Consider the following 13,517-nt stretch of genomic DNA (forward strand, 5'->3'; position numbering starts at 1 on the left):
ACGCTTCACACCCTCTCGAGCACGCCCGGGACAGACGTGAGGGGCTGGGCGTCGACGTGCGACGCCCAGCCCCTCCCGGTCAGCTGCGGAGCGGGCTCAGCGCTCCAGCTCGCCGCGGATGAAGGCCTCGACCTTGACGCGGCCCTCGGTGTCCTCCGTCTGCACGGGCGGGGACTTCATGAAGTACGTCGACGCCGAGAGCAGGGGGCCACCGATGCCGCGGTCCTTGGCGATCTTCGCCGCGCGCAGCGCGTCGATGATGATGCCGGCGGAGTTCGGGGAGTCCCAGACCTCGAGCTTGTACTCCAGGCTCAGGGGCACCTCGCCGAACGCGCGACCCTCGAGGCGCACGTACGCCCACTTGCGGTCGTCGAGCCACGCGACGTAGTCCGACGGGCCGATGTGGACGTTGCGGTCGTCCTTCTTGCCGGCCAGCGGGCCGTCGGTGAGGTTCGACGTGACGGCCTGCGTCTTCGAGAGCTTCTTGGACTCCAGGCGCTCGCGCTCGAGCATGTTCTTGAAGTCCATGTTGCCGCCGACGTTCAGCTGGTACGTGCGGTCCAGGATGACGCCGCGGTCCTCGAACAGACGCGCCAGGACGCGGTGCGTGATGGTCGCGCCGACCTGCGACTTGATGTCGTCGCCGACGATCGGGACACCGGCGGCCTCGAACTTCGCGGCCCACTCCGGGTCGGACGCGATAAACACGGGCAGCGCGTTGACGAAGGCGACGCCCGCGTCGATCGCGCACTGCGCGTAGAACTTCGCGGCCACCTCGGAGCCGACGGGCAGGTAGCAGACGAGGACGTCGACCGCGTTGTCCTTCAGCGTCTGCACGACGTCGACCGGCTCGGCGTCCGACTCCTCGATCGTCTCGGCGTAGTACTTGCCGATGCCGTCGAGCGTGTGACCGCGCTGCACGGTCACGCCCAGCGGCGGGACGTCGGAGATCTTGATGGTGTTGTTCTCCGAGTTGAAGATCGCCTCGGACAGGTCGAAGCCGACCTTCTTGGCGTCCACGTCGAACGCGGCGACGAACTCGATGTCGCGGACGTGGTAGTCGCCGAACTGCACGTGCATGAGACCCGGGACCTTGCCCGCCGGGTCGGCGTCACGGTAGTAGTGCACGCCCTGGACCAGCGATGCGGCGCAGTTGCCGACGCCGACGATGGCGACGCGGATGGAGGTCATCCTCGCTCCTTCTCGTTTCGCGCCTCGGCGTTTCCCTCGGCGTCTTGTGCAGCGGCGGCCGGTCGGCCGTCGCCCTCGTGGCCAGCGCGACGCGTGCCGCGCTCGTTGTCGATGAGGTCGTCCAGCCAGCGGACCTCGCGCTCCACCTGCTCGAGGCCGTGGCGCTGGAGCTCGAGCGTGTACTCGTCCATGCGCTCGCGGGTCCGGGCGAACGACTGGCGGACGGTCTCCAGGCGCTCGGTGAGCCGGGTGCGCCGGCCCTCGAGGATCCGCATCCGCGTCTCGGCGTCCGTCTGGGCGAAGAACGCGAACCGCACGTCGAAGTTCTCGTCCTCCCAGGAGGCCGGGCCCGAGGACGACAGCACCTGCTGCAGGTGCTCCTTGCCCTCGGCGGTCAGCTGGTAGACGATGCGCGCACGCTTGCTGGCCACGGTGCGGTCGCCCGGCGCGTCGACGCCGACGATCCAGCGGCGGTCCGCGAGGCCCTTGAGGCACGGGTACAGCGACCCGTACGACAGGGCGCGGAACGACCCGAGCACCAGGTTGAGGCGCTTGCGCAGCTCGTAGCCGTGCATGGGCGACTCGGCGAGCAGGCCGAGGATGGCCGGCTCGAGCACGTCGGCTCGACCGCGCATCTGACCCTCCCACCGTCGTCCTGCTGCACCGCGGACCCGGCGACTGTCGGATCCGATGTATCAACTCGATACATCCGGAGAGTATGTCGGATGCGCGGTCCCGCACAACACGCGGGCTCCGGCGCGTCCCCCGGACGGCACGTGCAGACGTCGACGGAGCGTCGACGTCCCGTCGCCGCGCGGTGCCGATCGTGTGAAGGCTCGTCCCGATCCGGACGTCCCGGGCACCTCCCGGGCTGGCAGCGGGGAGCGGTTCGTCCATACTGAGGCCCGGCAGCGTCCGCCCGGCGTGGTCGTCAGACGGGTCGCCGGGGGGCGCCGCAGCATCATCGTCAGCACGAGAGGTCCCCCCTTGGCAGCCAGCAACCGCCGCGCAGCGCCCTCGCGCGCCCGGCGCGCGTCGCGTCGACCCGTCGCCTCCGAGCGCCGCGGGTTCTGGAACTACCCGCGCCGTGAGCACACCGGTCTGCACCGGTGGCTCCCGTCGTGGCGGGTGGTGCTCGGGGCGTTCATCGGCGGGATCTTCCTCGCGCTCGGCGCCGGCGCCGCCGCGTTCGCGTTCATCAACCCGGCCGACCCGCTCGCCGAGGTGGACTACCAGACGACGACCGTGTACTTCGCGGGTCCCGAGCCCGGCACGCCCGGCCCGGAGATGGGCCAGTTCGCCGAGCAGCGACGCGAGCTCGTCGAGTACGAGACCCTGCCGGAGCACATCGGCTTCGCGGTGGCCGCCGGCGAGGACAAGACGTTCTTCACCAACCGTGGCGTGTCGCTCACCGGCATGGCCCGCGCCTTCATCAACAACATCCAGGGCAAGCCGACGCAGGGCGGGTCGACGCTGACCCAGCAGTACGTCGAGCGCTACTACCAGAGCACGACGACGGACTACTGGGGGAAGGCGAAGGAAGCGGTCCTCGCGATCAAGATCTCCCAGAGCGAGTCCAAGGAACAGATCATGGGCCGCTACCTCAACACGATCTACTTCGGGCGCGACTCGTACGGGATCCAGGCGGCGGCGCAGTCCTACTACGGAGTCAACGCCGCCGACCTCACGGTCGCGCAGGCGGCCCTCCTCGCGGCCGTCATCCCGTCCCCGAACAACTGGGACCCCGCGAACAACCGCGACAAGGCGGAGCAGCGCTGGGGGATCATCCTCGACCGGATGGTCGAGATGGGGTGGCTCACGAGCGAGGAGCGGGCCGCGCAGGTCTTCCCCGACCCTGTGCCGTACGTGGAGTCGGAGACGTACCGCGGTCCCAACGGCTACCTCCTGAAGATGGTCGAGAAGGAGCTCTACGCCACCAACCTCTGGGCCGACGGCGAGCTCAAGACCGAGGGCCTCAAGATCATCACGACGATCGACCCCGCCCTGCAGGACATGGCGTTCCAGTCCGCCGAGGGGCTGCGGTCGGGCGCCCTGTCCGACGGGGCGCTGCCCGACGAGCGGCTCCGCGTGTCGATCTCGACGGTCGACCCGGCCACGGGCGGCATCGTCGCCCTGTACGGCGGGCCGGACTACCTGACGGACTCGAAGAACACGGCGACGTTCGACCGGGTTCCGGCGGCGTCGACGTTCAAGCCGTTCACCCTGGTCGCGGCGCTGCAGCAGGGCATCAGCCTGTCGACGAGGTACGACGGCAACTCGCCGAAGAGCTTCCCCGAGTGGGACAACGGGAAGCCGGTGCCCAACTTCGGCGACCAGAGCTTCGGCAACATCGACCTGGTGGAGGCCACCGCGCAGTCGGTCAACACCGTGTACGCCCAGCTCAACCTCGAGGTCACGCCGGCGAACACGACCAAGGCCGCCGAGGCCGCGGGCATCACCACGCCGCTCGAGGCCAACGTCGCCAACGTGCTCGGCACCGACTTCGTCCACCCGCTGGACATGGCGGGCGCGTACGCGACGTTCGCGGCCCAGGGCGTCAGGCGCACGCCGCACATCGTGCAGCAGGTCACCCACAGCGACGGGGTCGTCGCCTGGCAGCCGGACACGACGGGCGAGACGGTCTTCCCGGCCGACGTCATGGCGGACGCGACGTACGCGATGACGCAGGTCGTGGAGCGCGGGTCCGGCAAGGCCCAGGTCAGCAGGCTCAAGCGACCGATCGCCGGCAAGACGGGCTCGGAGACCCTGAACAAGGGCGCGTGGTTCGTGGGGTACGTCCCGCAGCTCGCCACGGCCGTCTCGCTGTCCCAGCTCGCCGAGGACGGCAAGGGCCTGGACACGATCGAGCCGTGGGGCCGCGTCACGTCCGTCAACGGCAGCACGTACCCGGCCATGCTGTGGGCCGACTACATGGCCAAGGTCTTCGCCGACCCCCGCTACCAGGAGGTCCAGCAGTTCCCGGCACGGGCCAACGTCGGCGGCAAGCCGACGCCCACCGCCACGGCGGAGGCGCCGACCGAGGAGCCGACCGTCGAGGAGTCCGCACCGCCCGCTGACGTCCAGGTGCCGTCCGGGCTGGTCGGGCGGACCGAGGCGGACGCGGCCGGCAGCCTGCAGGCCGCCGGGCTCGCGGCTCGTGTCGTCAGCGAGCGCTCGACGACGGTGCCCGTGGGACGCGTCATCCGGGTCGACCCCGGCGAGGGCTCGACCGTGGCCTCGGGGGGCACCGTCACGATCGTCGTGTCGACCGGTGCTCCGCAGCCCACCCCGACGCCGCCGCCGGCGACCGTCGCACCGCCTCCGGTTCCGACGCCCACCGCGACGCCGGCACCCGAGGGCGGGGGCGCCGCGGTGCCCCCACCACCGGGGGGCTGACGGCGATTCGGTCGACGGCCCGCCAACCGGTAGGCTGGGCGATCGCCGTCCCTCACGGGACGGTTCGTCGTGCCCGCCACCCCTGACACTCGTCGGGAACGGGCGCGTCGAGACGCTTGAGACCCTCCTGTCACGGACCGACCGTGACCGCGAAGACCAGAGGAGGTGGGTATGAGCCTGCGTCAGTACGAGATCATGATCATCCTCGACCCCGAGATCGAGGAGCGCACCGTTGCTCCGTCGCTCGACAAGTACCTGACGGTCGTCAAGACCGACGGTGGCACTGTCGACAAGGTGGACGTGTGGGGCCGTCGTCGCCTCGCGTACGACATCCAGAAGAAGGCCGAGGGCATCTACGCCGTCGTCGACTTCACCGCGTCGCCCGCCACGGCCAAGGAGCTGGACCGTCAGCTCGGCCTCAACGAGGTCGTCCTGCGCACGAAGGTCCTGCGCCGCGAGGCCTGAGTCCTTCCGTGTCGGTGCCCGCCGCTAGCGTCGGGCCCCAGCATCCGCGGCACCACGCCGCAGCCGAACCGTACGAACGAGCGAGGAGGCCGTCATGGCCGGCGAGACCACCATCACGGTGATCGGGAACCTGACCGGGGACCCGGAGCTGCGCTTCACCCCGTCGGGCGCCGCGGTCGCGAACTTCACCGTCGCGTCCACGCCCCGCACGTTCGACCGCCAGTCCAACGAGTGGAAGGACGGGGAGACCCTGTTCCTGCGCTGCTCGATCTGGCGTGAGGCGGCCGAGTCCGTCGCCGAGTCCCTCACCAAGGGCACCCGCGTCATCGTGCAGGGCCGGCTCTCGCAGCGGTCCTACGAGACCCGCGAGGGCGAGAAGCGCACCGTGTACGAGCTGCAGGTCGACGAGGTCGGCCCGTCGCTGCGGTACGCGACCGCCAAGGTCACGCGGACCCAGCGGTCCGGCGGTGGCAACTTCGGTGGCGGCGGTGGCGGCGGCAACTCCGGCGGTGGCGGCTTCGGCGGCGGCGGTTCGTCGTCCGGTGGCGGCGGCCAGACCGACGACCCGTGGGCCACGCCCGCGGGTGGTGGGTCCGGCGGCGGCTACTCCGACGAGCCCCCGTTCTGATCGGCGCCTCGCACACCTGAACACTCCATCCCCGAGCACGGCAACGCTCGGGGCTCCACAGACAAAGGAGCACCACGATGGCCAAGCCCGTCGTCCGCAAGCCCAAGAAGAAGCAGAACCCCCTCAAGGCCGCCAAGATCGACACGGTCGACTACAAGGACACGGCTCTGCTCCGCAAGTTCATCTCCGACCGCGGCAAGATCCGTGCGCGTCGCGTGACCGGTGTCTCCGTGCAGGAGCAGCGCCAGATCGCCCGTGCAGTCAAGAACGCACGCGAGATGGCACTCCTGCCGTACTCGTCGTCGGCTCGCTGAGAAAGGACTGACCCATGGCGAAGATCATCCTGACCCACGAGGTCACCGGTCTCGGTGCCCCTGGCGACATCGTCGAGGTGAAGGACGGGTACGCCCGTAACTACCTCATCCCGCGCAGCCTGGCCACGCCGTGGACCAAGGGTGCCGAGAAGGACGTCTCGGCGATCCGTCGTGCCCGCAAGGCGCGCGAGATCGCCACGCTCGACGACGCGAAGGCGATCCGCGACTCCCTGCAGGCCAACCCCGTCACGGTGTCGGCCAAGTCCGGCGAGTCGGGCCGTCTGTTCGGTGCCGTCACCACGGCCGAGATCGCTGCCGCGATCAAGGCCGCCGGCGCCCCGGCCGTCGACAAGCGCAAGATCGAGGTCGCCCAGGCGATCAAGTCGACCGGCGACTACACGGTGCAGGTCCGCCTGCACCCCGAGGTCTCGGCGAAGGTGACCGTCAAGGTCGTCGCCGTCTGACCTGACGCGCTGCACGCGCTCGAGGCCCCGCACCCTGTCAGGGTGCGGGGCCTCGGTGCGTCCGGACTCCGTCTGCGGACGGAGAGGAACCTCCGTCCCGGGGCCCTGGGTGGCGCCGGTGGCCGTGCCTAGGCTGGCGGGACCACCACGAGCGGAGGCACGCATGGTCGACGGGCAGAGCGAGCAGGATCACGGCGACGCGGACGCGAAGGGCGCGCGGGGCGCGCAGAACGGCGCGTTCCTCGCCATCGGCCTGGTGTTCTTCGTCCTGGGCCTGTCGGGGATGTCGAGCGGTGACAGCAGCCGGACCGTGTTCTTCGCCGTCGGCGTCGTGTTCATGGCGATCTCCGCGGTCGGCGCCAAGTCCTCCAGCCAGGGACGCGAGGGCGGCGGTGGCGGCGAGGGGGCCGCGGTCGACGGCGACTCCGGCCCCGACGGCGGAAGCGGCGGCGACGGGGGAAGCGGCGGTGGGGACGCCTGACCCCGTGCCGCGTCCCTGGCCGTCGGGGTGACGTTCATGGTGCTCGTGAGGTCGTCGAGGACGGCGTCCGGCACGACGCGCGCGGCGCAGGCTCCTGACGGGGACGCGCCGGACGCGCCGTCGGCCGGCGGCCAGGGCCCGGCGGAGCACGCCTGACCCCGGCCCTGCGGATGACCCCGTCGCCCTGGCGGGTCCTCCGGAGGGCGGATGCCGGGTCGTTCCGGCGGGGGTCGGCACGACGCGCCGCGCTGACTAGCGTCGAGGACGACGGCGCGGGCGGTTCCGCGACCGCGCTGAGGGAGGTCGACATGGACACGGTGGACGCGTGGACGCGGGAGCAGCTGCCGCTGGCCGCACGGGTCGGGGCGAGCGCGATGCTGGGGGTGGCCGTCGGCGCGACGGGCGTCCTGCGTGCCGCCGACGACCTGCCGATGGGGGTCGCGCTCCTGACGATGGGAACGGCGGCGCTGGTGCACGCCGCGATGTCCCTCGGCGGCGGCCGGGACCGTCGACACCACCGGGTCGTCGCCTGACCGACGCTGCGGTGAGGTGTGCCGCGACGGGTCAGGCGCCGAGGACCATCCAGGCCGTACCGCGGGCGCGCAGGCCTGTCGTCAGCGCGCGTGCCGCCATGAAGACGACCGCGAACGCGACCCACAGCCAGGCCAGGCCGGCCGCGCCCGGCGGCGCCCACGCGTGGACGGCGAGGGCCGCGGGCACGTAGGCGACGAGGGTCGCGACACCTGCCCAGGCGAGGAACGGGCCGTCGCCCGCGCCGATGAGGACGCCGTCGAGCACGAAGACCCACCCGGCCATGGGCAGCGCCACGGCCGCGACCACGAGACCGACGACGGCCGCGTGCTGCACGTCGGCGTCGGGGGAGAAGACGCGCACGTAGAGGGGCGCGAGAGCGCCCACGAGGACGCCCAGGACGGCCCCCGCACCCAGGCCCCACTGCAGCGTGCGGCGCAGGACGGCCCGGGTGCGCTCGACGTCACGCGCACCGAGCGCCTGCCCGACGAGCGCCTGCGCGGCGATCGCCAGGGCGTCGAGAGCGAACGCGGTCAGGCCCCAGACGGCGTTGACGACCTGGTGCCCGGCGAGTGCGGCGGGGCCCAGGCCGGTCGCGGTCCAGACCGTCAGGAGGATGGCGAGCCGCAGCGTCGCGGTGCGGACCAGCAGGGGGAGGCCCGCGCGCGCGTTGGCCCAGATGCCGCCGGCGGCGGGGGTCAGGCGTGCGCCCGCCGCACGCGCGCCGCGGACGACCACGGCGACGAGCCACACGGCCATGCCGAGCTGGGCGAGGGCCGTCCCGAGGCCGGAGCCCGCGATGCCGAGGCCCGCGCCGTAGATGAGCACGGCGTTGAGGACCGCGTTGGCGACGGCGCCGGACGCGGCGACGACGAGCGGGGTGCGGGTGTCCTGCAGGCCTCGCAGGGCGCCCGTGGCGGCCAGGACGAGCAGCATGCCGGGTAGGCCGGGCACCGACCAGCGCAGGTACGTCACGGCCTGCGTCGCGACCGTGCCGTCGGCGCCCAGTGCCGCGACGAGCCACGGTGCCGCGGCCCACGTGGCGGCCGCCAGGACGATGCCCAGGCCCAGGCCGAGCCACATGCCGTCGACTCCGGTCTGCAGGGCCGCGCGGTGGTCGCCCGCGCCGACGCGGCGTGCCACGGCCGCGGTCGTCGCGTAGGCGAGGAAGACGCACAGCCCGACGACGGTGACCAGGACCGTCGAGGCCAGCGCCAGACCCGCGAGGGAGTCGGTGCCGAGGTGGCCGACCATCGCGGAGTCGACGAGGACGAACAGGGGCTCGGCGACCAGGGCGCCCAGCGCGGGGACGGCCAGGGCGAGGATCTGGCGGTCCACGCCGGGCGCTGTGCTGGGGGCAGGGGTGTGGACGACGGGGTCGTGCGGACGTCCCCCGGTCGGGCCAGCGGGGGGTGCAGGGTCTGACGAGCCCGGGCCCGGGGTGTCCGACGGGCGGTTCAGACGTCCACCAGGTGAACGTCGGCCGAATCTTCTTCGCTCCACAGCACGTGCACAGCGTATGCGCCGGTGAGAGGCCCGGCGGGACCACATCACCCGCTCTGTCCACAGGCTCATCCCCAACCTGTGCACACAGGGCTGAAGGGGTTGTCCACACGTCGTCCACCGGGCTGTGCACAGACCCGTTTGGGTCCGGGGCGCAGCAGGCCTAGCCTCGCGAAGGCAGGTCCCGGTGGGAGACGTCGTCCCGCAGGGGACGCGCTCGAGGGTCACTGTCGGAGGGTCCCGGTAGAACACGTGTTCAACGGGTGGGGACGAGCAGGAGTAGGTGACGGGTGACCATCGAGGACCTCGAGTACGGCGCGCCGCCGGACAGCGGGCGCAGCAGCGGCGGCGGTTTCGACCGCACCCCGCCGCAGGACCTCGAGGCCGAGCGGTCCGTGCTCGGCGGCATGATGATCAGCAAGGACGCCATCGCCGACGTCATCGAGCAGATCAAGGGCACCGACTTCTACCGCCCCGCGCACGAGGCGATCTACGACTCGATCCTCGACCTGTACGGCCGCGGCGAGCCGGCCGACGCCATCACCGTCGCGGACGAGCTGACCAAGCGCGGCGAGATGGGCCGCATCGGTGGCGCCGCCTACCTGCACACGCTCATCGCCGGCGTCCCGACCGCCGCCAACGCCGGCTTCTACGCGCGGATCGTGCGCGAGCGCGCCATCCTGCGCAAGCTCGTCGAGGCCGGCACCCGCATCGTGCAGCTCGGCTACGCGACCGACGGTGGCGACGTCGACGAGCTCGTCAACAACGCGCAGGCCGAGGTCTACGCCGTCACCGAGCGCCGGGCGTCCGAGGACTACCTGCCGCTGTCCGAGGTCATCGGCGGCACCGTCGACGAGATCGAGGCCGCCGGCCACCGAGGCGAGGGCATGGTCGGCGTGCCCACCGGGTTCTCCGACCTCGACCGGCTGACGAACGGGCTGCACCCGGGGCAGATGATCGTGCTGGCGGCGCGGCCGGCCATTGGTAAGGCGCTCGCTCTCGACACCCCGCTGCCCACGCCCACGGGGTGGACGACGATGGGCGAGGTGCAGGTCGGCGACCTGCTGCTCGCGGCGGACGGCACCATCACGCGCGTCGTCGCCGCGACCGACGTCATGGTCGACCGACCCTGCTACCGCGTCACGTTCGACGACGGGTCCACGATCGTCGCCGACGCGCAGCACCAGTGGGTCACGCGCACCCGCGCCGAGCGTCGCGTCGACGCCGACGGCGCCGTGCGGACGACGGAGGAGCTCGCCGCGACCCTGCGGTGCGCGACCGCCGACGCACGCGCGAACCACTCGGTGGCGACGGCCGCACCGTTGTCCCTGCCGGAACGGGACCTGCTCGTCGACCCGTACCTGGTCGGCGTGTGGCTCGGTGACGGGCACTCCGCGTCCGCGCGCTTCACGAGCGCGGACCCCGAGATCGCGATGCGGATCGAGGGGCGGGGGTACGAGGTACGTGCGGCGGGCCACGACCGTGCAGCCGACCTCTACACCGTGCGGCTCCCGCAGGAGGCGGTTGCAACACGTCCGTGCGAGGTCTGTGGGACCGAGTTCCTGCCGGTGCGTTCGCAGGTGCGAACCTGCGGGCGGTCGTGCGGCGGGCGGGTCAAGACGCTCTCCGGACCGGTTCCCGTCCCGACGTGCCCGGACTGCGGGGTGGAGACGACCGGTCTCAAGCGGTGTCAGGACTGCCATGACCGGGTCGGCACGGTGCAGGCGCAGCTGCGCACGATCGGCGTGCTCGGCAACAAGCACATCCCCGTCGACTACCTTCGCGCCAGCGAGGCGCAGCGACGCGATCTGCTGGCAGGTCTGCTCGACACCGACGGCACGGTCAACCCCACGGGGTCGGTGCAGTTCGCCGTCACGGACGAGCGCCTTGCGCGCGACGTCCGGGAGCTCGTGCACTCGCTCGGCTACCGGACGGGATGGTCGGTCAAGCCGGTGCGTGGTCGCTCGGTGGCGTCGTCGACGTGCTTCACGATCACGTTCACGACGGACGACGACGTCTTTGCGCTCGAGCGCAAGAAGCTCGTCCACAAGGAGCGGCGCCGCCGCTCCACGCCGCGACTGCACCAGCGCATCGTCGTGTCCGTCGAGCCGGTCGCGTCGGTGCCCGTGCGCTGCGTCGAGATCTCGCACCCGACGCACCTGTACCTCGCGGGCGAGTCGATGATTCCGACGCACAACTCCACCCTGGGGATCGACATCGTTCGTTCCTCGGCGATCAAGCACAACATGGCTGCAGTTGTCTTCTCCCTCGAGATGAGCCGCAACGAGATCACGATGCGTCTGCTGGCCGCAGAGGCGCGCGTGCACCTGCAGAAGCTGCGCACGGGTGCGATGGGCGAGGACGACTGGGCGAAGATCGCCGCGACCATGGGTCGCATCAGCGAGGCCCCGCTGTTCATCGACGACTCGCCGAACATGTCGCTCATGGAGATCCGTGCCAAGTGCCGGCGCCTCAAGCAGCGCCACGACCTCAAGCTGGTCGTCATCGACTACCTGCAGCTTATGACGTCCGGCAAGCGCGTCGAGTCCCGCCAGCAGGAGGTCTCCGAGTTCTCGCGAGCCCTCAAGCTGCTCGCCAAGGAGATCGAGGTCCCCGTGATCGCGATCTCCCAGCTGAACCGTGGCCCTGAGCAGCGCACCGACAAGAAGCCGCAGATGAGCGACCTTCGCGAATCGGGCTCTATCGAGCAAGATGCTGACATGGTCATTCTTCTGCATCGTGAAGATGCTTATGAGAAAGAATCCCCGCGCGCGGGCGAGGCAGATCTGATCGTGGCTAAGCACCGAAACGGGCCGACCGACACCATCACCGTCGCGTTCCAGGGGCACTACTCGCGGTTCGTGGACATGCAGATGTAGTTCCCTCTGCCGCTGTCGACCTCCCCCTTGTCGAGTTCCCGCCTACTTTGAAAATCCGCGACAACTTTATTAAATACAGCGGCTGTCGAGATCCCTCCTGCTCTGAAGGTCCGCGAGCACCACCGCCTTATGAGGCAAGAGGTGACGCTCAGCGTCGGTCGACCTGTCGTGCATCTCGACGATCGTGGAAGGAGCGTCCCGTGAGCACGAGGCTGCAGCGGGCTCTTGAGGATCCGGGCGACCCACCCGTGGCACCCCTGCCTCCGGCATGCGCCGACCTGCTTGTCGAGCTTGCGGCGCCACCACGCCTGGCAGCGCACCTGCGCCTGGTCCACGACGTTGCTGCTCGGCTCAGCGCCTGGCTGGCCGGACAGCACCCCGCGGTGACCTTCGACCGGGATGCCGTGCTCTTCGGCGCCGCCACCCACGACATCGGCAAGGTCCGCCACATCGCGGAGCTGTCGGGGCCTGGCTCCCTGCACGAGCGAGCCGGGCAGCAGCTGCTGCTCGATGCGGGAGTGGACCCGTCGCTGGCCCGCTTCGCCGCGACCCACGGCGACTGGGACGCGCCCGGGATCCAGGTGGAGGACCTCCTCGTCAGCGTCGCGGACAAGACGTGGAAGGCCAAGCGCGTCCCTGAGCTGGAGCAGCTGCTGATCGACCGCCTGGTCCAGGCATCCGGACACGAGCCGTGGCAGGTCTTCCTCGACCTGGACGACCATCTCGGACGCCTGGCTGCCGGAGCAGACCAGCGACTGGCGTTCCAGAACAGCCACCCGATCACCAGCTGACGTCCGAGCCGCGCGACCACCCCCGGGTCGGTGAGCATCAGCTCCACAACGACAGCTCGGGCTGTCGGCGCCTCTGCGGCACAGGCCCCGGCCCGCGTAGGTTGCTGCCATGCGCTTCGAGGTCGACGCGATCCTGTTCGACATCGATGGGACGTTGGTGGACTCGACCGGGGCGGTCGTGCGGGCCTGGGAGGCGTGGTCGGCGGCGTGGGGGATCGACCTTGTGGCGGTTCTGCGGGTCTGTCACGGGCGCCGCTCGGAGGACACGGTCGCCGAGTTTCTTCCGAGCGGCCAACGCGCCGCGGCGGTTGCCGAGCTCGAGCGCTTGGAGCTGGCCGACCTCGGTGATGTGACCGCACTCCCTGCCACGCGCGACCTGTTGGCGGCCCTTCCAGAGAGCCGGTGGGCCGCGGTGACTTCCGGGTCACGGGCGCTCATGCGTGCGCGACTGGCGGCTGCGGGGCTTCCGGTGCCTGACGTGCTCGTAGCGGCCGAAGATGTGCTGCTCGGCAAGCCCGACCCGCAGGGGTACCTGCAGGCGGCCCGGGCGCTCGGCTTCGACATTCGCCGGTGCCTCGTCGTCGAAGATGCGCCGGCCGGCCTGGAGGCCGGTCGCGCCGCAGGGGCCCATGTGCTCGCGGTGGCGACATCCCACCCGGCTCATGACCTCTGCGCTGCCGACGCGGTGATATCCGACCTCAGGGCGTGCAGCGTGGAGTCCACCGTCAGTGGCCTGATGATCAGCACGGCAGTCGGGCCTCGCGCGGACCCCTTGATCTGACCGCCGGTCGGACCGACCGCCATCGGGTCGAAGCGGCCCGCTCACCGGCATCAACCTGCCGTGCATCTCGACACCGCCTGCCGTACGGCCCCT

The 13,517-nt window shown here is 71.1% G+C and carries 13 protein-coding genes; 10 read left to right on the plus strand and 3 right to left on the minus strand.

Annotated elements, in window-relative coordinates:
- Positions 1-96: 96 nt before the first annotated feature.
- Positions 97-1,191: an inositol-3-phosphate synthase gene (locus H9657_RS10805; protein ID WP_191783228.1), complete on the minus strand. Its 1,095-nt coding sequence runs from the start codon at positions 1,189-1,191 to the stop codon at positions 97-99.
- Positions 1,188-1,826, minus strand: coding sequence for a PadR family transcriptional regulator (locus tag H9657_RS10810; RefSeq protein ID WP_191783229.1), 639 nt, complete (start codon positions 1,824-1,826; stop codon positions 1,188-1,190). The genes H9657_RS10805 and H9657_RS10810 overlap by 4 nt, the downstream gene beginning before the upstream one ends.
- Positions 1,827-2,178: 352 nt before the next feature.
- On the opposite strand from H9657_RS10810, the gene H9657_RS10815 reads away from it, so the two are divergent.
- The 7 genes from H9657_RS10815 to H9657_RS10845 all read left to right on the plus strand — a co-directional run bounded on the left by H9657_RS10815 (position 2,179) and on the right by H9657_RS10845 (position 7,472).
- Positions 2,179-4,587: a penicillin-binding protein gene (locus H9657_RS10815; protein WP_191783231.1), complete on the plus strand. Its 2,409-nt coding sequence runs from the start codon at positions 2,179-2,181 to the stop codon at positions 4,585-4,587.
- 171 nt (positions 4,588-4,758) lie between these two features.
- On the plus strand, positions 4,759-5,052 hold the full coding sequence (rpsF, locus tag H9657_RS10820) for a 30S ribosomal protein S6 (RefSeq protein ID WP_191783233.1): 294 nt from the start codon (positions 4,759-4,761) through the stop codon (positions 5,050-5,052).
- A 94-nt stretch (positions 5,053-5,146) separates the two neighbouring features.
- A complete protein-coding gene (locus H9657_RS10825) occupies positions 5,147-5,680 on the plus strand; it encodes a single-stranded DNA-binding protein (protein ID WP_191783234.1) in 534 nt (177 codons plus the stop codon).
- Between the two features lie 77 nt (positions 5,681-5,757).
- A complete protein-coding gene (gene rpsR / locus H9657_RS10830) occupies positions 5,758-5,994 on the plus strand; it encodes a 30S ribosomal protein S18 (protein WP_062101988.1) in 237 nt (78 codons plus the stop codon).
- A 14-nt stretch (positions 5,995-6,008) separates the two neighbouring features.
- Positions 6,009-6,458, plus strand: a complete 450-nt coding sequence (gene rplI / locus H9657_RS10835; RefSeq protein WP_191783236.1) for a 50S ribosomal protein L9 — start codon at positions 6,009-6,011, stop codon at positions 6,456-6,458.
- 163 nt (positions 6,459-6,621) lie between these two features.
- Positions 6,622-6,939: a hypothetical protein gene (locus H9657_RS10840; protein WP_191783238.1), complete on the plus strand. Its 318-nt coding sequence runs from the start codon at positions 6,622-6,624 to the stop codon at positions 6,937-6,939.
- Positions 6,940-7,247: 308 nt separating this feature from the next.
- Positions 7,248-7,472: a hypothetical protein gene (locus H9657_RS10845; protein ID WP_191783240.1), complete on the plus strand. Its 225-nt coding sequence runs from the start codon at positions 7,248-7,250 to the stop codon at positions 7,470-7,472.
- A 31-nt stretch (positions 7,473-7,503) separates the two neighbouring features.
- Here the strand turns inward: H9657_RS10845 and H9657_RS10850 are convergent, their stop codons facing one another.
- Positions 7,504-8,808: an MATE family efflux transporter gene (locus H9657_RS10850; RefSeq protein ID WP_191783242.1), complete on the minus strand. Its 1,305-nt coding sequence runs from the start codon at positions 8,806-8,808 to the stop codon at positions 7,504-7,506.
- A 455-nt stretch (positions 8,809-9,263) separates the two neighbouring features.
- Here H9657_RS10850 and dnaB point away from each other — a divergent pair, with 455 nt between their 5' ends.
- The 3 genes from dnaB to H9657_RS10865 all read left to right on the plus strand — a co-directional run bounded on the left by dnaB (position 9,264) and on the right by H9657_RS10865 (position 13,424).
- Positions 9,264-11,852: a replicative DNA helicase gene (dnaB, locus tag H9657_RS10855; protein ID WP_191783244.1), complete on the plus strand. Its 2,589-nt coding sequence runs from the start codon at positions 9,264-9,266 to the stop codon at positions 11,850-11,852.
- Positions 11,853-12,052: 200 nt separating this feature from the next.
- A complete protein-coding gene (locus H9657_RS10860) occupies positions 12,053-12,643 on the plus strand; it encodes an HD domain-containing protein (protein ID WP_225215102.1) in 591 nt (196 codons plus the stop codon).
- Positions 12,644-12,752: 109 nt separating this feature from the next.
- On the plus strand, positions 12,753-13,424 hold the full coding sequence (locus H9657_RS10865; protein ID WP_191783246.1) for an HAD-IA family hydrolase: 672 nt from the start codon (positions 12,753-12,755) through the stop codon (positions 13,422-13,424).
- The last annotated feature ends 93 nt before the right edge of the window (positions 13,425-13,517 follow it).

This window comes from Cellulomonas avistercoris, from assembly GCF_014836445.1.
Lineage (GTDB): Bacteria > Actinomycetota > Actinomycetes > Actinomycetales > Cellulomonadaceae > Cellulomonas > Cellulomonas avistercoris.